The sequence below is a fragment of the Streptomyces sp. NPDC050416 genome (genome assembly GCF_044458845.1).
In the GTDB taxonomy this organism is placed as follows: Bacteria; Actinomycetota; Actinomycetes; order Streptomycetales; family Streptomycetaceae; genus Streptomyces.
Genome location: NZ_JBITII010000013.1, coordinates 21,342 through 40,992, shown reverse-complemented (window position 1 = coordinate 40,992; position 19,651 = coordinate 21,342). Strand labels below are relative to the sequence as shown.

Below are 19,651 nucleotides of genomic sequence, written 5' to 3'. Positions count from 1 at the left end.
GGCATGCCGGCCAGGGCCTGTGCCCGGCGCGCGATCCGCCGGGCGCTCGGTCTCCGGCACCGGGAGGCGGCTCAAGGGGCGCCGCCCGGATCCACAGCCGGAACAACCGGCCTCGGTGGCGCGCCTGACCCCAGACGCGGCCGGCCATAGTCAACCGGCGGGCGCAGCGGGCACAGTCTGTGTGCACAGGACGGATCACGCACATGATCATCCGAACGGGGGATCAGCCCACCTCCACGGCCAGCCCCTCCAACCCCCTGATCACGAAGTTCGGCTTGCGCTCGGGCTCGGCGGCCAGCCGGAGCGTCGGCGCCCGCTCCAGCAGCGCCGCCATCGAGGCGGCCAGTTCGATGCGGGCCAGGGGCGCGCCGATGCAGTAGTGGATGCCGGCGCTGAAGGAGATGTGGGGGTTGTCCTGGCGGGTCAGATCCAGGGCGGACGGGTTCTCGAACACCGTCGGGTCGTGGTTGGCGGAGCCGAAGAGCATGGCGATCTCCGCGCCGCGGGGGATCGTCGTGCCGGCGATCTCGATCTCGTCCAGGACCCAGCGCTCGAACAGCTGGAGCGGGGTGTCGTAGCGCATCAGTTCCTCCACGGCGGAGGGGATGAGCGTGTGGTCCGCGCGCAGCAGCTCCAGCTGGGCCGGGTTGCGGAACAGGGCGTACCAGCCGTTGACCGTGGAGTTCACCGTGGCCTCGTGGCCGGCGTTCAGGAGGAGGACGCAGGTGGAGATCATCTCCTGTTCGGTGAGGCGGTCGCCCTCGTCGTGGGCCGCGATCAGGCCCGAGACGAGGTCCTCGCCCGGCTCCTTGCGGCGGGCCGCGATCAGTTCGCGCAGGTAGTCGGAGAACTCCACCGACGCCCTGACCGCCTTCGCCGCCGTCTCCCCGGACGGGTTCAGCTCGTACATGCCGCAGATGTCCGCCGACCAGGGGCGCAGCGGGGACCGGTCGGACTGCGGGATGCCGAGCATCTCGGCGATCACCGCCACCGGGAGGGGCTCGGCGACGTCCTTCAGCAGATCGCCGCCGCCCGCATCGGCCAGGGCCGAGGCGAGCTCGTCCGCCAGGCCCCGCACGTACGGCTTGAGCCGCTCCACCGTGCGCGGCGTGAACGCCTTCGACACCAGGCGCCGGATCCGGGTGTGGTCCGGCGGCTCCAGGTCGAGCATCCCGTGGTCGTTGAGCGTGTGGAACGGCTCCTGCTCCGGCGGGGGCGCGGTGCGGCCGAACTCCTCGTGTGTGAACCGGTGCTGGTACGTCCGGCCCAGGCGCCGGTCGCGCAGCAGCGCGGAGACGTCCGCGTGGTGCGGGACGAGCCACTGGTCCGTGGGCTCGTAGTAGTGCACGCGGCCCCGGGCACGCAGCTCGGCGTAGGCGGGGTACGGGTCGGCGAGGAACGCCGGGTCCCACGGGTCGAAGCCGAGGTCAGGAACAGCTGCCATGAACGGACGCTAGCCCCACACCCCCCTGTCTGACCAGGGGTGTTCCGAGAGGCCCCCCGGCTAGCCGGGCGTCACCAGCCGTGCCTCGTACGCGAACACCGCCGCCTGCGTGCGGTCTCGGAGCCCCAGCTTCACCAGGATCCGGCTGACGTGCGTCTTGATCGTCGACTCGGCGACCACCAGCCGCTCGGCGATCTCCGCGTTCGACAGGCCCTGCGCGATGAGGACCAGCACCTCCGTCTCCCGGTCGGTGAGGTCGCCGTACGCCGCCTGCGCGGAGGGCATGAGGCGCGGGGTCTCGGAGAGCTTGGAGAACTCGGTGATCAGTCGCCTGGTCACCGAGGGGGCCAGGAGGGCCTCACCGGCGGCCACGATCCGCACCCCGTCGGCGAGCTGGCGGGCCGAGGCGTCCTTGAGGAGGAACCCGGAGGCTCCCGCGCGCAGCGCCTGGTAGACGTACTCGTCGAGGTCGAAGGTGGTGAGCACCAGCACCTTGGCCGCTCCGTCGGCGGCGACGATCTCGCGGGTCGCCTCGATGCCGTTCAGCTCGGGCATGCGGATGTCCATCAGCACGACGTCCGGGGCGAGCTCGCGGACCTTCGCGACGGCCTCCCTGCCGTTCACCGCCTCGCCGACGACCTCCATGTCCGGCATCGCGTTCAGCAGGACAGAGAAGCCCTCGCGCACCATCATCTGGTCGTCCGCGATCAGCACGCGAATGGTCATGCGTCGTCCTCGTCCGGCAGGGCGACCGGCAGGAACACCGCCACCTCGTAACCTCCGTCGTCCGTGCCGCCCGCCGTCATCTCGCCGTTCAGCATCGTCACACGCTCCCGCATGCCCGTGATGCCGTGCCCGGCGCCCGGCGAGGGCTTGATCAGGCTGGGGTTGGGCGGCGGGCCGTTGACTATGCGCAGGCCCAGGCCGCCGAGTACGTACCCGATCTCGACGCGGGCGCTCGCCCCCGGCGCGTGCCGCAGCGTGTTGCTCAGGGCCTCCTGCACGATCCGGTACGCCGACAGTTCCACGCCCTGCGGCAGCTCGCGCACCGCGCCGGTCACCACCTTCTCGACACCCAGTCCGGCCTCCCGCACATTGGCCAGCAGTCCTTCCAGGTCGGCGAGCGTGGGCTGCGGGGCGTCCGGGGCCTCGTAGTCCTCGGCGCGGACGACGCCCAGTACCCGGCGCAGCTCCGTCAGGGCCGCCACCGCGTTCTCCCTGATCGTGGCGAAGGCCTTCTCCAGCTCCGGCGGCGGGTTCTCCACCCGGTAGGGCGCGGCCTCCGCCTGGATGGCGACCACCGACATGTGGTGGGCGACCACGTCGTGCAGTTCGCGGGCGATCGTCGTGCGCTCCTCCAGCAGGGTGCGGCGGGAGCGCTCGTGCGCGGTGACCGTCTGCTGCGCGGTGACCTCCTGCTCCGCGTGGCGGCGGATGTGCCAGACGGTGACGGCGAGGAGGACGAACGCGGAGACGGCCAGCATGGGACCGGTGTTGGTGCCGTGGCGGCCCGAGCTGAAGAGCGTCTCCGCGAGGATGCCGTACAGCGCGGTCAGGGTCCACATCCAGGCGGCCGCGCGCGGTCTGGTGCGCACGGCCACGACCGTCAGCACCGTCAGGTGACAGACGAAGCTGCCCGGCAGCCAGGGCCAGTCGCCCCACGGGTCGCCGAACGGCAGGGCGAGCGGGGTGGCCGCCATGGACGCCCAGAACGCTCCGACCGGCCTGACCATGGTCAGCAGGACCGGGACCACGGCGAGCAGGCCCAGCAGCAGCGCGAAGCCCTCGTCGATCGTCGCGCCGGTCAGGGCGATCAGGGCGGCCGTGCAGATCACGGCGTGCGGCGTCCAGGCCGCGACGTCCCGCAGGCGGCCGGGCAGCCTCCTGGTCAGGGGGCCGTCGACGCGCATGCGCGGCAGCAGGCGGTAGGCGAAGGCGTCGTGGAACAGGTCCTGCCGCAGCCCGCGCAGGGCGTCCACGGCCAGCCGGTACTCCGGGCTGCGGGACTTGGCCCCGTCCCCCGGCGGCGTGATCTGCAGGTGAGTCGTCTCGGTCACGTACAGAACGGTAGGCGCACCCCCGGGTCGCGGTCGTCCTCAGTGAGAGGGGTTCCCGGGCGTCCCTCTCAGGTACTACGGGGACCGGGCCGGGTCCCCGTCCGGTACGTCGAGACCCCGCCTCAGTACCCCGCGGGCCGGACCAGCCCCGACTCGTACGCGAACACCGCCGCCTGCGTGCGGTCCCTCAGGCCCAGCTTCACCAGGATCCGGCCCACATGGGTCTTCACCGTCTGCTCGGCGACGAACAGGTGCTGGGAGATCTCCGCGTTCGACAGGCCCTGCGCGATCAGGGCGAGCACCTCCGTCTCGCGCTCGGTCAGGTCGCCGACCCGTTCCTTGAGCGGGGCGCGGGGCCGGTCGTCCAGCCGGGAGAACTCGGCGATCAGCTTGCGGGTGATGACCGGGGCGAGCAGCGCGTCACCGGCCGCGATCACCCGGACCGCCTCGGCGAGCTGTTCCGACGAGGCGTCCTTCAGCAGGAAGCCGGAGGCTCCGGCGCGCAGCGCGTCGTACACGTACTCGTCGAGGTCGAAGGTGGTGAGCACCAGCACCCGGATGTCCGGGTTCGCGGTCGTGATGCGCTCGGTGGCCTCGATGCCGCCGATCCCGGGCATGCGGATGTCCATGAGGACGACGTCCGGGGCGGTCTCGGCGGCCATCGCGACACCGCCCTCGCCGTCCTTCGCCTCGCCGACGACCTCTATGTCGGGCTGGGTGCCGAGCAGCACGGTGAAGCCCTGCCGGACCATCGCCTGGTCGTCGACGATGAGAACCCGGATGGGTCGGCCGGAACTGCTCGTCATGGGGTTCCTCTTCGGGGATCGGTGGTGGCGTCGGTGGAACGGATGAGGCCCGGGGCGTCGGCGGGCGGGGTGTCCGGGAGGAACGCGGTGACCTTGAAGCCGTCCCAGTGCCACGGGTGCGCCGTCATGGTGCCGCCGAGCATCGCGACCCGCTCGCGCATGCCGAGCAGCCCGTGGCCCGCTCCCGTCGACGGCGGTGCGGGCCCGGTCGGGCGGCCGTTGACGACCTCCACCTCCAGCCCGTCCGACTCGTACGTGAGGCGGACCGTGGCTCGCGCGCCGGGCGCGTGCCGCAGGACGTTGCTCAGCGCCTCCTGCACGATCCGGTACGCCGACAGCTCCACGCCGGGCGGCAGCGGCCGCCGCTCGCCGTTGATCTCCGTGATGACCTCGCGGCCGGCGGCCCGGGTGTTCTCCACCAACGCGTCCAGCCGGTCGAGGGTGGGCTGCGGGGCGTGACCGGCGGCCTCGCCGTCCGGGCCGGCGGGCTGCCCCGGCCCTGTGTGCTCCGAGCGCAGCACGCCCAGCACCCGGCGCAGCTCGGTCAGAGCCTCCAGCGCGTTCTGCCGGATGCCCGCGAGGTTCTCCTTGAGTTCGTCGGGCGGGTTCTCGACGAGATGCGGGGCGACCTGCGCCTGGATGGAGATGACCGACATGTGGTGGGCCACCACGTCGTGCAGCTCCCGCGCGATGCGGCTGCGCTCCTCCAGCAGGGTGCGCCGGGTGCGCTCCTCGGCGGTGAGCGTGGTCTGCTCGACGAGTTGCGCACGGGCCTCGCGGCGGCCGCGCAGGGCGGTGCCGACGACCACGACGACGGTGAACAGGGAGAGCGCGAGCACGCCGGTGGTGTCGTAGCGCTCCGCGCCCCGCAGGCCCTCCAGGAAGTAGGTGAGCAGCGCGGTCACGGCCAGGGCCGCTATCGCCGCGCGGGTGGGCACCCGCAGGGCGAGCAGCAGCAGCACGAACATCTCGGCGATGATGCCGGCCGCGGTCCAGGGCCAGGTGTAGGTGTCGGGGTCGAAACCGAGCCGGCCGCGCACCGCCACGGCTCCCATGGCGAAAGCGCTCAGGGACAGCCACCACGCCGGCACCGGCCGCCACAGTCCCAGGACCATGGCGCCGCCCTGCCCGCCCGCGACCAGGAAGGCCAGGGTGGAGCCGAGATGGCCGTTGTCGTTCATGTCGCCGGTGCCGCCGACCGTGACACCGAACGCGACCATGCACAGCAGGCCGTGCGGCAGCCAGCGCAGCCAGGTCGAGGGCGGCAGCGGATCCGCCCGCACCGTCCACAGGTCCTGGCGCACCACCCGCAGCCAGCCCCCGACGCGCGCCCGCAGCGCGCGGCCCACCCCCGTGTCCGTCACGCGCCCCAGCCTAGACATGGCGGGCCTTCACCACCGTCCCCCGGTCGGACGACGGACGATGCGCCCGCACCACCCGTGTCCTGCGGCCCCGGCCGCCCGCGCCCCGCTCGAAGGTCCGGAAGGCGGCCCAGCAGACCGCGAGGGCCAGCGCGAACACGGGCAGCCAGAGCAGCCGGGCCCCGACCCAGCCGAGGCTGTCGGGCACGGTGTGCAGGCCGGGGAGCCGGCCCGCGAGGAGGCCGGTGGCCGTCGTGGCCATCAGGGCCGTCTGGTGCCACAGGAAGAGGGTCATCACGAAAAGGTTGACGAGGGCCACCGCCGCCCACGCCACGGACCGGCGCATCGCCCGCCGCAGCCGCTCGCGCAGCAGCAGCGCGAGACCGCACTGGGCCAGCCCGAAGGTGACCACGGCCAGGGTCGGCGGGTCCAGGTTGGACACGCCCTCGCCCGGGACGCCGACCATCGACGCCGGGTAACCCGCCCACGCGACGAGCCCCGCGGTCACCAGGGCACCGCCGGCGAGCAGGATCCAGCCCGCGCGAGGGCGCTCCAGATCGCCCCGGGTCCAGGCCGCGCCCAGCGTGTAGGGCACCATCCAGCCCGCGGCCAGGTTCACCCAGCCCAGCCAGGAGGGGCCGCCGAGGCCGAAGCGCAACAGATCCACATGGAGTACGACGGCCAGCGGCCAGAGCGGGTTGAGCCGGGTCAGCAACGGGGTCGCCGCCGTCAGGCCCGCGAACACCACCAGAAACCACAGCGGGGACAGCGCCAGCTTCACCAGCGTCCGGACCGTCCCGAACTCGGCGCCCGACAGCAGCAGGGCGAGCGCGGCGATCGTCCACAGGGTGAGGACGGCGGCGACCGGTGTGAACAGCCGGGTCACTCGGGCCGCAAGCCAGCGGTGGTACGGGATGCCACGGGCCCGGGCCGAGGCCAGGCTGCGCGTGGCGACATGGCCGCCGACCAGGAAGAACACGGCGAGCGTCTGGAACAGCCAGGAGACAGGCGTCAGCCAGGGCATGTGCTGGAGCGGGCTCGCCGTGCGCAGGGTGCCGCTGTCGGCGACCAGGGCCGTGACCAGCCAGTGCCCGAGGACGACACCGAGGACCGCGGCGGCGCGCAGGGCGTCCACGGCCCGGTCGCGGTCGGCCGGGGTGGCCGCACCGACGCGTTCGGCGCAGCGGCGCACCGCATGCCGGACACCTCGCACTCCGAGCATTTCGCGCACCTCGCGTACATCGCGTACATCGCGTACTCCGACGTCAGTCATCGGTCACCGCCTTGGTCTCGCCCAGGACGATCCGGGCCAGGTTGGTCAGGGAGGTCGAGCCGGGGCTGAAGTAGTCGCTGTGGCCGCCGTCGCCCGCCGCGAAGACCCGGGCGCCGAAGGCCGGGGAGACGGGATCGGTGCCGAAGCCGACGGTGGTGCCGAACAGGTCCGCGCTGACGTGCGGGACGTTCTCCACCCAGTCGTCGCCGCCGCGGGCCGCCCAGACGCGGGCGCGGGTGTGCAGGGCGGCCACGGAGTCCGCGCCGGTGCCGGGGCTGCCGACGAGCGCGATGTCGTCGACGGCGAGCCCGGCGGCGGCCCGGCCGCAGACGACCGAACCGTACGAGTGGCACAGCAGCGAGACGCTCGGTGCGCCGCCCGCTATGGCCCGCAGGTCGGTGACGAGCGCCCGCAGCCGCGGGGCCGCCTGCTCCGCCCTGCCGGTCGTCGTGACCGTCGCGCTGACCGTGCCCGGCGTCTCGTAGCCCAGCCAGGCCACGACCGCCGTGCGTGTGCCCTCAGGGGCCTCCCGTGCGAGCTGCCGGTACAGGGCGGCGGCCGCCGCGTGGAACCGGCCGTAGGTGTCAAGGCTCGTGTCGGAGCCGGGTACCAGGACGGCGATGCGGTCGGCGCGGGCGAGGTCGCCCAGGACCTCCGTCACCCGGCCGGAGCCGCGGCCGTCGAAACGGAGGAGATGCCGGGCGGGGGAGACCAGTTGAAGGTCCGTCGCGGCCCGGTCCCCGTCGTGGTGGGCGGTGGCCGTCCGGGCCGCTTCGGCGGCGTTGGCGCGGTTGGCCGCGTACGCCTCGTCGAGCGTCGACGCGCTGAGCGGTGGGAGCGACGCGGGGGCCGGCGCGGGTATCTCCGGGCGTCCCGCCGCGGAGAGGGGGAACACCACCGCGCCGGTGACGAGAACGGCGAGCGCGGCTCGACGCCATCGGCCGCCGCGGTGCCGACCGCCGTCCCCACGGCGGTACTTCGCTGCGAACCCCATGGTCGTCCCCCTCCGGCGCACCCGGCCATCGGGTCCGCTCGGAAGGGAAGTTACGGATCAGGACTCGTCGTTCGCGTCACGCCGGGGAGCTCACCTGCGGCCTGGCTCTCAGGTATTACGGGTATGACCTAAGGGGAAACCCGCTCACCACGCCAGTTGGGCGATCTCCTCCACGACCACCGCACACGCGTCCGCCGCCGGGTCGATGAGCGGGAAGTGACCCACGTCCTCCAGCAGCGTCACTCCCACCATCTCCCCGGCCTTCGCCGCCGCGTCCGCGTACGACTCGGCGACCTCCTGCGGCACGTCGAGGTCCGTGCGGCCCTGGACGAGGGTCGTGGCGATGCCGGTGGGCAGCAGCAGCGCCGGGTCCGCGTACGGCTGCCGCTCGGCGAAGTGCTCGTTCCCGCCCAGCAGTTGCCGTACGGCACCACCGCACACGTCGAGCTTGTCGGCGACCGCGAGGTCCGCGATCGGGGCGAGCGCGACCACCCCGCGCAGGGCCGCCGGGCTGTCGCTGTGCCAGGGTGAGCCGGCCGGCAGGACGTGCCGGGACGCGGCCCACAACGCGAGGTGTCCGCCCGCCGAGTGACCGGTGAGGACCGTACGGCGCGGGTCGGCCTGCGGCAGCAGCTCCCGGACGAGCCCCGGGAGGGCGTCCAGCGCGGCCGCGACGTCGTCGAAGGTGTCGGGCCAGCGCCCCGCGACGGAGTCGTCACCGCCGCCGCGCCGGTACTCGGCACTGGCCACGGCGAACCCGCGCCGGGCGAGGAAGGCCGCGAACGGGCTGATGTGACGCCGGTCGTACGGTGCCCGCCAGGAACCGCCGTGCAGCACGAGGACGACCGGGGCGGGCCCGCCCGGGCCGGCCTCCGCGCGCGGGACGTAGAAGTCGATGACCTGGTCGGGGTGGTCGCCGTAGGCGGCGGTGGCGTCGGGGGCGACGGGCGCGTGGGAGAACGCCGACTTCTCCTCGGCGGCGGCCCGTGCTGCTGCGACGTCGTCCGTCATGCTCCAACCTCTCAGCGATCAAACGTAGATGGCGGACCAGGCGGGGGTCCGGCCGTTGGCCGGGACGGTATCAGGCGCGTGACATGCGCGGACACGGGGATGTCACGCTGGGTGAAGACCGAACGGCCCCCGGCGGCGGGGGCCGTTCGTCCCGGGGAACTCACCCCAGCGTCTGAGCCAGCACCCGCGCCGCCCGCTCCACGTCGGCGAAGCCCACGTACAGCGGGGTGAAGCCGAAGCGCAGCACGTCCGGTGCCCGGAAATCGCCGACCACCCCCCGCTCGACGAGCCGTTTCATCACGTCACCGGCGTCGTCGCAGCGCAGGGCGATCTGGCTGCCCCGCTCCGCGTGCGGCACCGGCGTCAGGCACTCGGCCCTGCCCTCGGGCACGTACGCGGCCACGCACTCCAGGAAGAAGTCCGTCAGCGCGAGCGACTTGGCCCGCACCGCCTCCACCGGCACCCCGTCCCACACCTCCAGGGCCGCCTCCAGGGCGAGCATCGAGAGGATGTCCGGCGTGCCGACCCGGCCGCGCAGGGCCCCGGGGGCCGGCTCGTACCCGCTGCGCATCCCGAACGGCTCGGCGTGGGAGTTCCAGCCGGGCAGCGGGGAGTCGAAGCGGTCCTGAAGCTCCCGGCGCACGTACAGGTACGCCGGTGAACCCGGCCCGCCGTTCAGGTACTTGTAGGTGCAGCCGACCGCCAGGTCCACGCCGTGCTCGTCCAGCCCCACCGGCAGCGCGCCCGCGCTGTGGCACAGGTCCCAGACGGCGTACGCGCCCGCCTCGTGCACGGCGGCCGTCAGCGCCGGCAGGTCGTGCAGCCGGCCGGTGCGGTAGTCGACGTGGTTGAGGAGGACGGCGGCGGTACGGCCGCCCAGCGCGCCCGGCACGTCCGCCGGTGCCACCGGCCGCAGCGTGCGGCCGGTCATCCGGGCGGCGGACTCGGCGATGTACCCGTCGGTGGGGAAGGTCGTGGCGTCGACGAGGATCTCGTCGCGGCCCTCCCCGGCCATCCGCACGGCGCCCACCAGCGCCTTGAAGACATTGACACTGGTCGAGTCGCCCACCACGACCTGCCCCGGCGCAGCCCCGACCAGCGGGGCGATCCGGTCACCGATCCGCTCGGGCGCGGTCCACCAGCCGCTCTCCTCCCAGGACCGGATGCGCAGCTCGCCCCACTGGCGGCGTACGACGTCCTCGACTCGCCCGGGGACGACGGCCGGCAGCGCGCCGAGCGAGTTGCCGTCGAGGTAGACGACATCGTCCAGGACGAACGCGTCCCGCTGGCCGCGCAGGTCGTCGGCGGCGTCAAGCTTCTCCGCGCGCATCTCCAGTTCAGACATGGGACCGCGCCGTCCACAGCTCGGGGAACACCTGCTTCTGCGCCCGCTTCTCCAGCCAGGCCACTCCGGCGGAGCCGCCCGTGCCGGTCTTGGCGCCCATCGCGCGGCGGGTGGCGACGAGGTGGTCGTTGCGCCAGCGCCACACCAGCTCGGCGACATCGGTCAACGCCTCGCCGAGCCGGGCGAGTTCGCCGCTCTCGTCACCCGAGTAGACGGCCGTCCAGGCGGCCTCCACCTGCGGGGACGGCTCGTAGCGCTGCGACACGTCACGCCCCAGCACGGCCTGCGGGATGTCGTACCCGCGCCGCGCGAGCAGCCGCACCACCTCGTCGTACAGGCTCGGCTCGTGCAGCGCCTTCTCCAGCTCGGCGTGCACACGCGGCGCGCCCCGGTGCGGAACCAGCATGGACGCGGACTTGTCGCCGAGCAGGAACTCCATCCGCCGGTACATCGCCGACTGGAACCCGGAGCCCTCGCCGAGGGCGGACCGGTACGAGTTGAACTGCGCCGGCGTGAGCTGGCCGAGCGGCTTCCAGGAGGCGTTCAGCGCCTCCAGCTCGCGCACGGACCTCTTCAGCGCGGCGGTCGCGGTGGGGACGTCGTCGCCGCGCAGGGCGTGTGCCGCCGTCTCCCACTCGTGGACGATGACGGTGAACCACAGCTCCATCACCTGGGTCGTGACCAGGAAGACCATCTCTCCGGGGTCGTCGGAGAGGGTGTGCTGGAGGTGGGTGAGGACGTCCGCCTTGACGTAGTCCTCGTACGGCGTCGTGCCGTGGAAATCGAGATGCGGGGTCTCGGGCTCGTGAGCCTCGTGGGACATCGCTGTCTCCTGCTTTGTCACTCCGGGTAGCGGTCCGCCCCTGCCGATGCCGGCACGGGGGCCCCGGTCCCCACGGGCATACTCCGCAATCGTCCCCCGAAACCGCAAGGCCCGCCCGCTCGGCGGACGGGCCCAGGGTGTCCGACGTCAGCCCAGGACCTGCGCCGCCTCCGGCGAGGAGTCCTTCAGGAACTGGGAGCAGCGCTCGTACTCCTCCTGCTCGCCGATCGCCTGCGCGGCACGGGCGAGGGCGTGCAGGGCACGCAGGAAACCGCGGTTCGGCTCGTGCTCCCAGGGGACCGGGCCGTGGCCCTTCCAGCCGTTGCGGCGCAGCGCGTCGAGGCCGCGGTGGTAGCCCGTACGGGCGTACGCGTACGACTCGACGGTGGCGCCCCGCTCGTACGCCTCGTCGGCGAGCTGCGCCCAGGCGAGCGAGGAGGTGGGGTGCGCGGCGGCGACGTCGACCGGCGCGGTACCCGACGCGAGCATTTCCCGTGGCCCGGGGTCGTCGGGGAGGTGGGTCGGGGGCGGGCCCCCGAGGAGGTTCTCGTGAATGGACATGCCCCAAGTCTGCCGCAGGCACGACCTGCGGGCAGTCGCGCCGACCCAACTGCGGGCAGTCGCGCCTCCCCCAGTGCCTCAAGAGCCTGGGCGGTACCCCCAGGGCGGCACGGGTGGGCGCAGCGGCACCCCGTCGCGCCGGGCCGCGCAACGCCCCGGCCTCAGCACAAACCCCCCGCGCCCCTACGACAACCGCTTCCGCACCGGCTCCCCCTCCAGCGGCGGTGCCGTCACACCCCCGTGCCGCAGACACTCCGGCCGCTTGCACCCCGGCGGCGGCCTCCGTACCACCGCCGCCGCGACCACCGCCCCCACCACCAGCACCCCGGCACACCATGCCATCGCCTTCCCGAAGGCGGCATCGAACGCCCCCGGCTCCCGGTACGCCTCTTCCCCCATCCCCGCCAGCAACGGCAGCGCCGCCACCGCCACCAGCCCCGCCGCCCGTGCCGCCGCGTTGTTGATCCCGCTGGCCAGCCCCGCCCGGGCCACGTCCACCGACCCGAGCACGGTCGCCGTCAGCGGCGCCACCAGCGTGACCATGCCCAGCCCGAGCACCAGCAGCGCCGGCAGCACATCGGCCAGGTACGACGCCCCCGGCCCGACCCGCAGCATCAGCAGCATCCCCGCGGCGCACAGCAGCGGCCCCACCGTCAGCGGGATCCGCGGTCCGATCCGGTCGGCCAGTTCCCCGGACCGCGCGGACAGCAGCAGCATCAGCACGGTCGTGGGCAGCAGCGCCGTACCGGCCGCGAGGGCCGAGTAGCCCACCACCACCTGGAGCTGAAGCGCGGCGAGAAAGAAGAACCCGCCGAGGGCCGCGTACACGCACAGCGTGACGAGGTTGACGGCCGTGAACTGCCGGGACGCGAAGATGTCGGTCGGCATCATCGGATCGGGCCGGCGCCGCTCGACGACCACGAACGCGACGGCCGCGGCCAGCCCGGCCACCGCCGAGACGGCCACCACCGCCCCGCCCCCGCCGGCCTCGATCAGCGCGTAGGTCACCAGCGCGAGGGCCAGCGCCCCCAGCACGGCCCCGAGCACGTCGAACCGCCCGTGCACCCGCTGTCCGCCACTCTCGGCTTCGCTCGAGCGGGCGGTGCCCCCACCCGACTCGGGCACGTGCCGCAAGGCGACCGGCACACACAGCAGGGCCAGCGGAACGTTCAGCAGGAACACCCACCGCCAGCCCGGCCCGTCCACCAGCCAGCCGCCGACGAAGGGCCCGACCGCCGCCCCGATCCCGCCGAAGCCGGACCACAGACCCACGGCGCGGCCCCGGTCGTCGGGGTGGAAGGACGCCTGGATCAGCGCCAGCGACCCCGGGGTGAGCAGGGCACCGCCCACCCCTTGCAGGGCGCGCGCGGCGATCAGCACCCCGGCGTTCGGCGCGATCCCGCACAGCAGGGACGCCACCGCGAACCACACCACACCGACGACGAACACCTTCCGGCGCCCGAACCGGTCGCCCAGCGCCCCGCCCAGCAGGATCAGCCCGGCCAGCGTGACCATGTACGCGTTGACGGTCCACTGCAGGGCCGCCAGGTCCGCGTCGAGGTCACGGCCGATGCGGGGCAGCGCGATGTTGACCACGGTCGAGTCCAGCAGGGCCATGCTGGAGCCGAGAACGGTGGTGAGCAGGATCCACCGGCCCTGGGGCGAGGCGATCCGCACATCGGGCATGCAGGGAGCATACGGAAGAGCCCGGCACCAGGAGAGGTGCCGGGCTCGAACGCGTGGTCCGGAACGGACTTACTTGATCTTGGTGCCGGTCGAGCGGAGGTGGCCGCAGGCCTCGACGACACGCGCGGACATGGAGGCCTCGGCCAGCTTGCCCCACGTGCGCGGGTCATAGGTCTTCTTGGAGCCGACCTCGCCGTCGACCTTCAGGACACCGTCGTAGTTGCGGAACATGTGGTCCGCGACCGGGCGCGTGAAGGCGTACTGCGTGTCCGTGTCGATGTTCATCTTGACCACGCCGTTCTCCAGCGCGGTGCGGATCTCCTCCTCCGAGGAGCCGGAGCCGCCGTGGAAGACGAAGTCGAACGGGGAGGCCTTGCCGAACTTCGCGGCGACGCCCTCGTTCAGCTCCTTCAGCAGGTCGGGACGGAGGACGACGTTGCCCGGCTTGTACACGCCGTGCACATTGCCGAAGGACGCGGCCAGCAGGTAGCGGCCCTTCTCGCCCAGGCCCAGCGCCTCGGCGGTGCGAATCGCGTCGTCGACCGTGGTGTAGAGGGAGTCGTTGATCTCGTGGGAGACGCCGTCCTCCTCGCCACCGGTCGGGGTGATCTCCACCTCGAGGATGATCTTCGCGGCGCGGGCCTGCTCCAGCAGCTCCTGCGCGATGGAGAGGTTGTCGGCGAGGGTCTCGGCGGAGCCGTCCCACATGTGGGACTGGAACAGCGGGTTCAGGCCGGCCTCGACGCGCTTCTTGGACAGCGCCAGCAGCGGACGTACGTACCCGTCGAGCTTGTCCTTCGGGCAGTGGTCCGTGTGCAGCGCGATGTTCACCGGGTACTTCTCGGCGACGATGTGCGCGAACTCGGCCAGAGCGACCGCGCCGGTCACCATGTCCTTGCTGTACTGGCCGCCCAGGAACTCGGCCCCGCCCGTGGAGATCTGGACGATGCCGTCGCTCTCCGCCTCGGCGAAACCGCGCAGTGCCGCGTGCAGGGTCTGGGTGGAGGTCACGTTGATGGCCGGGTAGGCGAACTTTCCTGCCTTCGCCCGGTCCAGCATCTCGTTGTAGACCTCGGGAGTTGCGATGGGCATGCGTCCGCTCCTTGTATCTGCGGGTTGGCGTACTGCGTTGTCGGCCCTGACCTAGACCTTGGGGTGCGACGTCATCGTCGGCCCCATCTTTCCAGACTTGGCTGGAAGGTCCAGGCCACCGTCCACGCCCTGGTCGGTCCCGGCTCAGTCCAGGCCCAGCTCGTCCTTCGAGAACGCGAAGAAGTACGGCACCCCGGCGCCCTCCTGGATCTTCTCCGCGGCGCCGGTCGCCCGGTCGACGATGGTCGCGACGGCGACGACCTCGGCCCCGGCCTCGCGCACGGCCTCGACGGCGGTGAGCGGGGAGCCGCCGGTGGTGGAGGTGTCCTCGACGACCAGCACACGGCGGCCCGCGATGTCCGGGCCCTCGACGCGCCGCTGCAGGCCGTGCGCCTTGGCGGCCTTCCGTACGACGAAGGCGTCCAGGCGCTTGCCGCGCGCGGCGGCGGCGTGCAGCATCGCGGCGGCCACCGGGTCGGCGCCCATGGTGAGCCCGCCCACCGCGTCGAACTCCAGGTCGGCGGTCAGGTCGAGCAGCACCTGCCCGACCAGCGGCGCGGCCTCCCCGTCGAGGGTGATGCGCCGCAGGTCGACGTAGTAGTCGGCCTCCAGACCCGACGACAGGGTCACCTTGCCGTGCACCACGGCCTTGTCCTTGATCTGCTGCAGCAGCGCGCCGCGTACATCCGTCATGCCGCCCAGCTTAGAGGCGGCGCCAGCTCCAGGTCGTGGTGGCCTCCAGCGGCTCCAGGGGCGTGACCAGGCGCGGCGCGGTGTTGAGCCCATTCGGCGGCCCGGTCTGCGGCTCCACGCACACGGCGGCCTCCTGCTCGTCGTAGACGACGACCCACTCCTCGCGGCTGGTCACCTTCAGCTCCAGCTGCCCGGGCCAGGTGAGGGTCACGTCGACGCCGCCGGGCATCCCGAAGCAGTCGTCCCAAGGGCCGGGCTTCGGCTCGACGCGGTTGCCGGTGGGCAGGTGGTCGTCGCCGCGCTCCTCCTGCCAGGCCGGGTCGAAGTCGATCGTCACGTCCTCGCCGCCGAGGTTCCGGTTGAACCACGGGTGCCAGCCGAGCTGGGCCGGGAACGACGACTCGTACGTCTCCACGGACATGGTCAGTGTCAGCGCGTCCTCGGCGAGGGCGACGACCTGGGTCACACGGCCCGGGTGGGGCCAGGGGTCGACGAGCTCGTAGGTGAGGACGGCCTCGGCCGTGCTCGTGCGGGCGGTGCGCCAGGCGCCGTCGCGGGCGGTGCCGTGGATGGCGTGCGGTGGGGCGTTGAGGGGCATCTGCCGTACGACGGCCCCGTCCAGGAAGCGCCCGTCCCGGATCCGTCCGCACCAGGGCACCATCGGGAAGCAGCCGAACCGCTGCCCCTGCCGGAGCAGCTCCACGCCGCCGATCCGCAGCCCTCCGATCCGGCCGCCGTTGCCCGGCTGCACGGTCACCTCCGCGTCGCCCGCGGTCAGCGTGATGTCTTCGTCACTCACGGGACGACCCTACTGGGGTGATCAAGAGGGCCTCGTGCGGTGCGGTGCGTTTTCAGCGGCGTCGGCGCAGGGCCCGGACCGCCACGACGGCCGACGCCAGCGCGAGCGCCGCCGCGGGGGCCGCCCAGCGCAGCGGGGCGGAGGGCATCACGGTCTGCGGCGCGGGCACCGGCGCGTACCGCCCGCGCGGCGGCGCGTGATCGACCTCCTCGGCGCTCCGTCCGATCATCGTCCGCCGCGCGTGCGCCGCCTCGGCGATGTCCTCGTCGTCCTCGTCGGCCCCGTTCGAGGGACTGAGAGAAGACGGCGGCATGCCGGCGCCGAAGGAGGAGGGGGGCTCGGGGGCCGGGGCGGGGGGTTCCTCGGCGGGGGCGGAGGCGGGAGCGTCGTCACCGGCGGCGGGGGCCGGGTGCTCGTCGGCAGACCCCGGTACTCCGGCCTCCTCGTCGGCCTCGGCCATCGCATTCTTCTCGGCTCTCGCAGGAGGCGGAGGCGGAGGCGGTGGGGGCGCGTCGTCCGCGTCCGGGGTCGTCTCGTAGTCGGTCGTGGCCCGGGGTTCGAAGTCCTGGGTGGCCAGGGGCGCGGTCGTGTCGGGAGCTGCCGAGGCCAGGTGTTCCGCGAAACGGTTCAGCAGGCGGGTGACGGCGCCCTCGACCGCGTCGGACGGGAGGTCCTTGATCCGTCCGTCCGCGGTGGCCGTACCGTCGAAGACGACCGTCGTGCCGTCCTCCGCGTCCTTCAGGGCGATCCGCAGCGCGAGTTTCACCGAGCCGCTGCCACGGGCCTCCGTGGCGTCGCCCTCGACGGCGTACGCCCCGTCGTCCCCGCGGGACACCCGTACGGCGCCCCGGTACGTGACCGAGTGGCTGCCGACCCTGATCTTCAGCCGCCCCGCGACGGGCTCGGCGCCGGCGTCCTGCTGGAGCCCCGGAACCGCCCGGGCGACCAGCGCGGGGTCGTCCAGCACCTCCCTGAGCCGCTCGGCCGGAACCGGAACGAACACCTCGTGCTCCATGTGGACGGACTCTACCCAGCACGCGCCGAAACGCACCCCCGCCTTCGGTATTCCCCCCTGATCCACCCCCCGCCAGGCGTATCCTCCGCGCCCTGTCCCGCCTCGTCCGCCCCCACCAGGCCACCCCGGGCCCGCTCAGTAGCGCGGATGCACCAGCGTCGACGCGGGCAGCCCGGCGATCCGCGTGGCCCGCGCCGCCCGCTCCCCCGCCGCGAGGGACGCGTCGTCGAGGACGTACGGGCGCGGGCCGTCCGGGTCGAGTCGCGGTCGCGGCTCCGTACGGGCGGCCAGGACGAAGCCCCAGTTCCGGGGCGCCCGGGAGCGGTCGGCGGGGGTGCGATCGGGGCCGGCGGCGAAACCGGCGTGGCGGACGCCCGTGCCGTACGGGGCGGTGCGGAAACCGGCCGCGCGCACGGTCGCCTCCACCGTCCAGAACACCCGCGGGCCGGCCGCGACGGGCCCGGCGTGCACCACGAGCCGGCCGCCGGGGGCGAGCACCCGCCGCGCGAGGCCGTAGAACTCCTGCGAGTACAGCTTCGTACTGGCCGTGATGCCCGGGTCCGGCAGATCCGACACGACCACGTCGTACGTCCCCGGGGGCGCTCCGCGCAGCCAGCCGAAGGCGTCCTGCGTGGTCACACGCACGCGCGGGTCGCCGAACGCGTGCTTGTTCAGTGCCGACAGGGCCGGGTCGGTGCGGGCCAGCCGCAGCACCTCCCCGTCGAGTTCGACGACGTCGACCCGTTCCACCCCGGGATGCCGCAGCACCTCGCGCGCCGCCAGCCCGTCACCGCCGCCGAGGACCAGCACGCGCGCGTGCGGCCCGCTCATGGCCGGGTGGACGAGGGCCTCGTGGTAGCGCAGTTCGTCGCGCCCGCTGACCCGGAGCCGGCCGTCGAGGAACAGGCCGAGGGGCCGGCCGTCCCTACCGCCGGCGAGGACCACCTCCTGCACGCCGGTCTGGAGCGCCACGCGGACGTCCCCGCCGTACACCGCCTGCCGTGCGGCCCGCTCGAAGTCGTCGACGAGGACGGCGGCCGAGGCGAGGACGGCCAGCACGAAGGCGTTGGCGGCCAGCAGCAGCCAGCGGGCGCGCCGGGTCAGGTCCCCGCGGAACAGGCCGAGCACCAGCGCGCCCCCGACGACCGCGTTGACGGCGCCGGTGAGCAGCGCGCCGGTCAGCTGGCCGAGGAACGGCAGCAGCAGGAAGGGGAAGGCGAGTCCGCCGACGAGCGCGCCGACGTAGTCCGCGGCGAACAGGTCGGCCACCGCGCCGCCCGCGTCCTGGCGGCGGATGCGCTGGATCAGCTCCATCAGCAGCGGGACCTCGGCGCCGATGAGCAGGCCGGTCGCCAGGGAGAAGGCGACCAGGAGGCAGCGCGGTCCGCTGGCCCACATCCCGCCCCAGTCGCCGGTCCAGGCGAAGACCGCGTACAGGGCCATCGCGCTGCACCCGCCGACGAGGGCGAGGGTCGCCTCGACCGCGCCGAAGCCGGCGGCGGCGAGCCCGCGCAGCCGCTTCGCGGCGAGGGAGCCGATGCCCATCGCGAAGACCATGACGGACAGCACGACGGACGCCTGGGTGACGGAGTCGCCCATCAAGTAGGAGGCGAGGGCGACGAGTTCCAGTTCGTACACCAGCCCGCAGGCCGCACAGACGAACACGCCGGCGAGGACCAGGAACCGTCCGGTGCCGGGCCGGACGGGCAGCCGCGCCGGGCCGCCGGGGGCGCTCCAGGGCGGCGGGGAACCGGGCGGGGCCGGCGCGTGCGGCTCGATCACGCTGCGACGTTACGTCACGGCTCCACTGCGGTTCGTCACCCACACGTGTGGTGCTGGTTTGCAGAGCCCGGACAACGGTACGAGATTCGGTTCGCCGCATGCGGTTCGACCGGCCGAGCAGCGGTCGGCCCGGGTCAGTTGAGGGAAACCGCCGTCGGCACCCGTACGCCCACCTTCGTGCGGGTTGCCACCAACTGCCCGTCCTGCGGGTACGCGTGCCAGGTCCGCCAGTGCACCTGACCCTCGTGGTGCTGGGCCAGCAGTGCCGTGAAGGCGTGCGGACTGCCGGGGAAGACGCCGGCCAGGCCGTGCGGGTGGTCGGAGACGAGGGCCAGCAACTCCTGGGCACGGCCGGCGAAGGAGCCGGGCGAGAGGACCTCGACCCGGGCCGCGAACTCGTACTCCCAGTCACCCACCCGCTTGGCGACGCCGAGCGGAAGAGGGGTGCTGCCGCCCGGAATGCACGCCACCGTCTCCGAGCAGGTGCCCCGCTCCTCCTCCAGCAGGACCTGGTGGGACGCGCCGAGAAGTCGCAACTGAAGTTTGACGCCTGTCAGTTCGAGGTCGAGCGTGGCCAGTGCGGGAAGCGGCTCGCGCCCCAGGGCCCAGGCGAGATCGGCCGCGCGCGTGTCGGTGTAGGAGGTGTTCAGGGTCGTGAGCATGGATCGGCTCCGCAAGCACACAAGGAGAGGGAGATGGGTCCGCTGCGCCCCGGTCGCACGGGGGATTCGACCCGGGGCAAACCGGTCGGCCGGTTTCAGGGACGGAGTCCGCAGGACGTCCGAGAGGCTGCGTTGATGGTTTAGAGGGAATCATGAACTGTGGCGCCTACACAGCGTTTTTACCCAAGTTCGTAGGGTTTCCATCCCTCAGAGGGCTCCACAGCTCAACTGTTCAACTACGGCGTGC

18 protein-coding genes are annotated in these 19,651 nt (G+C 73.1%); all 18 read right to left on the bottom strand.

Going from position 1 to position 19,651, the window contains the following annotated elements; all coding sequences use genetic code 11:
- Positions 1 to 223 precede the first annotated feature (223 nt).
- Positions 224 to 1,444 (bottom strand): cytochrome P450, encoded by a 1,221-nt coding sequence (locus ACIBL4_RS33290; RefSeq protein ID WP_399415499.1) that lies wholly within the window; start codon positions 1,442 to 1,444, stop codon positions 224 to 226.
- A gap of 60 nt (positions 1,445 to 1,504) precedes the next feature.
- Positions 1,505 to 2,170: a response regulator gene (locus tag ACIBL4_RS33285; protein ID WP_399415498.1), complete on the bottom strand. Its 666-nt coding sequence runs from the start codon at positions 2,168 to 2,170 to the stop codon at positions 1,505 to 1,507.
- Positions 2,167 to 3,501, bottom strand: a complete 1,335-nt coding sequence (locus ACIBL4_RS33280; protein WP_399415497.1) for a sensor histidine kinase — start codon at positions 3,499 to 3,501, stop codon at positions 2,167 to 2,169. The genes ACIBL4_RS33285 and ACIBL4_RS33280 overlap by 4 nt, the downstream gene beginning before the upstream one ends.
- A gap of 122 nt (positions 3,502 to 3,623) precedes the next feature.
- Positions 3,624 to 4,307, bottom strand: coding sequence for a response regulator (locus ACIBL4_RS33275; RefSeq protein ID WP_399415496.1), 684 nt, complete (start codon positions 4,305 to 4,307; stop codon positions 3,624 to 3,626).
- A complete protein-coding gene (locus ACIBL4_RS33270; protein WP_399415495.1) occupies positions 4,304 to 5,671 on the bottom strand; it encodes a sensor histidine kinase in 1,368 nt (455 codons plus the stop codon). The genes ACIBL4_RS33275 and ACIBL4_RS33270 overlap by 4 nt, the downstream gene beginning before the upstream one ends.
- A gap of 10 nt (positions 5,672 to 5,681) precedes the next feature.
- Positions 5,682 to 6,890 carry an acyltransferase gene (locus tag ACIBL4_RS33265; protein WP_399415679.1) on the bottom strand — a complete coding sequence of 403 codons (1,209 nt, stop codon included), beginning with the start codon at positions 6,888 to 6,890 and terminating at the stop codon, positions 5,682 to 5,684.
- 43 nt (positions 6,891 to 6,933) lie between these two features.
- Positions 6,934 to 7,935, bottom strand: a complete 1,002-nt coding sequence (locus ACIBL4_RS33260) for an alpha/beta hydrolase (protein ID WP_399415494.1) — start codon at positions 7,933 to 7,935, stop codon at positions 6,934 to 6,936.
- Positions 7,936 to 8,079: 144 nt separating this feature from the next.
- Positions 8,080 to 8,946 (bottom strand): alpha/beta hydrolase, encoded by an 867-nt coding sequence (locus ACIBL4_RS33255; protein WP_399415493.1) that lies wholly within the window; start codon positions 8,944 to 8,946, stop codon positions 8,080 to 8,082.
- A 160-nt stretch (positions 8,947 to 9,106) separates the two neighbouring features.
- On the bottom strand, positions 9,107 to 10,291 hold the full coding sequence (gene kynU, locus ACIBL4_RS33250; protein ID WP_399415492.1) for a kynureninase: 1,185 nt from the start codon (positions 10,289 to 10,291) through the stop codon (positions 9,107 to 9,109).
- Entirely contained in the window at positions 10,284 to 11,114 is an 831-nt protein-coding gene (locus ACIBL4_RS33245; protein WP_399415491.1) for a tryptophan 2,3-dioxygenase family protein, read from the bottom strand. Before ACIBL4_RS33245 ends, kynU begins: the two co-directional genes overlap by 8 nt.
- 147 nt (positions 11,115 to 11,261) lie before the next feature.
- Positions 11,262 to 11,675, bottom strand: coding sequence for a DUF3151 domain-containing protein (locus tag ACIBL4_RS33240; protein WP_279544306.1), 414 nt, complete (start codon positions 11,673 to 11,675; stop codon positions 11,262 to 11,264).
- Positions 11,676 to 11,858: 183 nt separating this feature from the next.
- Entirely contained in the window at positions 11,859 to 13,361 is a 1,503-nt protein-coding gene (locus tag ACIBL4_RS33235; protein WP_399415490.1) for an MFS transporter, read from the bottom strand.
- Between the two features lie 69 nt (positions 13,362 to 13,430).
- Positions 13,431 to 14,453, bottom strand: a complete 1,023-nt coding sequence (gene fbaA, locus ACIBL4_RS33230) for a class II fructose-bisphosphate aldolase (RefSeq protein ID WP_356922439.1) — start codon at positions 14,451 to 14,453, stop codon at positions 13,431 to 13,433.
- Positions 14,454 to 14,597: 144 nt separating this feature from the next.
- Entirely contained in the window at positions 14,598 to 15,146 is a 549-nt protein-coding gene (pyrE, locus tag ACIBL4_RS33225) for an orotate phosphoribosyltransferase (protein ID WP_399415488.1), read from the bottom strand.
- Positions 15,147 to 15,156: 10 nt separating this feature from the next.
- Entirely contained in the window at positions 15,157 to 15,945 is a 789-nt protein-coding gene (locus ACIBL4_RS33220; protein WP_399415487.1) for an aldose 1-epimerase, read from the bottom strand.
- Between the two features lie 52 nt (positions 15,946 to 15,997).
- Positions 15,998 to 16,960 (bottom strand): SRPBCC domain-containing protein, encoded by a 963-nt coding sequence (locus ACIBL4_RS33215; protein ID WP_399415486.1) that lies wholly within the window; start codon positions 16,958 to 16,960, stop codon positions 15,998 to 16,000.
- A 135-nt stretch (positions 16,961 to 17,095) separates the two neighbouring features.
- Positions 17,096 to 18,742, bottom strand: coding sequence for a polyamine aminopropyltransferase (locus tag ACIBL4_RS33210; RefSeq protein WP_399415485.1), 1,647 nt, complete (start codon positions 18,740 to 18,742; stop codon positions 17,096 to 17,098).
- Between the two features lie 134 nt (positions 18,743 to 18,876).
- Positions 18,877 to 19,404 carry a DUF2617 family protein gene (locus tag ACIBL4_RS33205; protein WP_399415483.1) on the bottom strand — a complete coding sequence of 176 codons (528 nt, stop codon included), beginning with the start codon at positions 19,402 to 19,404 and terminating at the stop codon, positions 18,877 to 18,879.
- Positions 19,405 to 19,651 lie beyond the last annotated feature (247 nt).

Excerpts from the sequence above, each read along its gene's own strand:
- ACIBL4_RS33290 (WP_399415499.1), bottom strand. The coding sequence starts at position 1,444 with ATGGCAGCTGTTCCTGACCTCGGCTTCGACCCGTGGGACCCGGCGTTC.
- ACIBL4_RS33285 (WP_399415498.1), bottom strand. The coding sequence starts at position 2,170 with ATGACCATTCGCGTGCTGATCGCGGACGACCAGATGATGGTGCGCGAG.
- ACIBL4_RS33275 (WP_399415496.1), bottom strand. The coding sequence starts at position 4,307 with ATGACGAGCAGTTCCGGCCGACCCATCCGGGTTCTCATCGTCGACGAC.
- ACIBL4_RS33265 (WP_399415679.1), bottom strand. The coding sequence starts at position 6,890 with ATGCTCGGAGTGCGAGGTGTCCGGCATGCGGTGCGCCGCTGCGCCGAA.
- ACIBL4_RS33260 (WP_399415494.1), bottom strand. The coding sequence starts at position 7,935 with ATGGGGTTCGCAGCGAAGTACCGCCGTGGGGACGGCGGTCGGCACCGC.
- ACIBL4_RS33255 (WP_399415493.1), bottom strand. The coding sequence starts at position 8,946 with ATGACGGACGACGTCGCAGCAGCACGGGCCGCCGCCGAGGAGAAGTCG.
- kynU (WP_399415492.1), bottom strand. The coding sequence starts at position 10,291 with ATGTCTGAACTGGAGATGCGCGCGGAGAAGCTTGACGCCGCCGACGAC.
- ACIBL4_RS33245 (WP_399415491.1), bottom strand. The coding sequence starts at position 11,114 with ATGTCCCACGAGGCTCACGAGCCCGAGACCCCGCATCTCGATTTCCAC.
- ACIBL4_RS33240 (WP_279544306.1), bottom strand. The coding sequence starts at position 11,675 with ATGTCCATTCACGAGAACCTCCTCGGGGGCCCGCCCCCGACCCACCTC.
- ACIBL4_RS33235 (WP_399415490.1), bottom strand. The coding sequence starts at position 13,361 with ATGCCCGATGTGCGGATCGCCTCGCCCCAGGGCCGGTGGATCCTGCTC.
- fbaA (WP_356922439.1), bottom strand. The coding sequence starts at position 14,453 with ATGCCCATCGCAACTCCCGAGGTCTACAACGAGATGCTGGACCGGGCG.
- pyrE (WP_399415488.1), bottom strand. The coding sequence starts at position 15,146 with ATGACGGATGTACGCGGCGCGCTGCTGCAGCAGATCAAGGACAAGGCC.
- ACIBL4_RS33215 (WP_399415486.1), bottom strand. The coding sequence starts at position 16,960 with ATGGAGCACGAGGTGTTCGTTCCGGTTCCGGCCGAGCGGCTCAGGGAG.
- ACIBL4_RS33205 (WP_399415483.1), bottom strand. The coding sequence starts at position 19,404 with ATGCTCACGACCCTGAACACCTCCTACACCGACACGCGCGCGGCCGAT.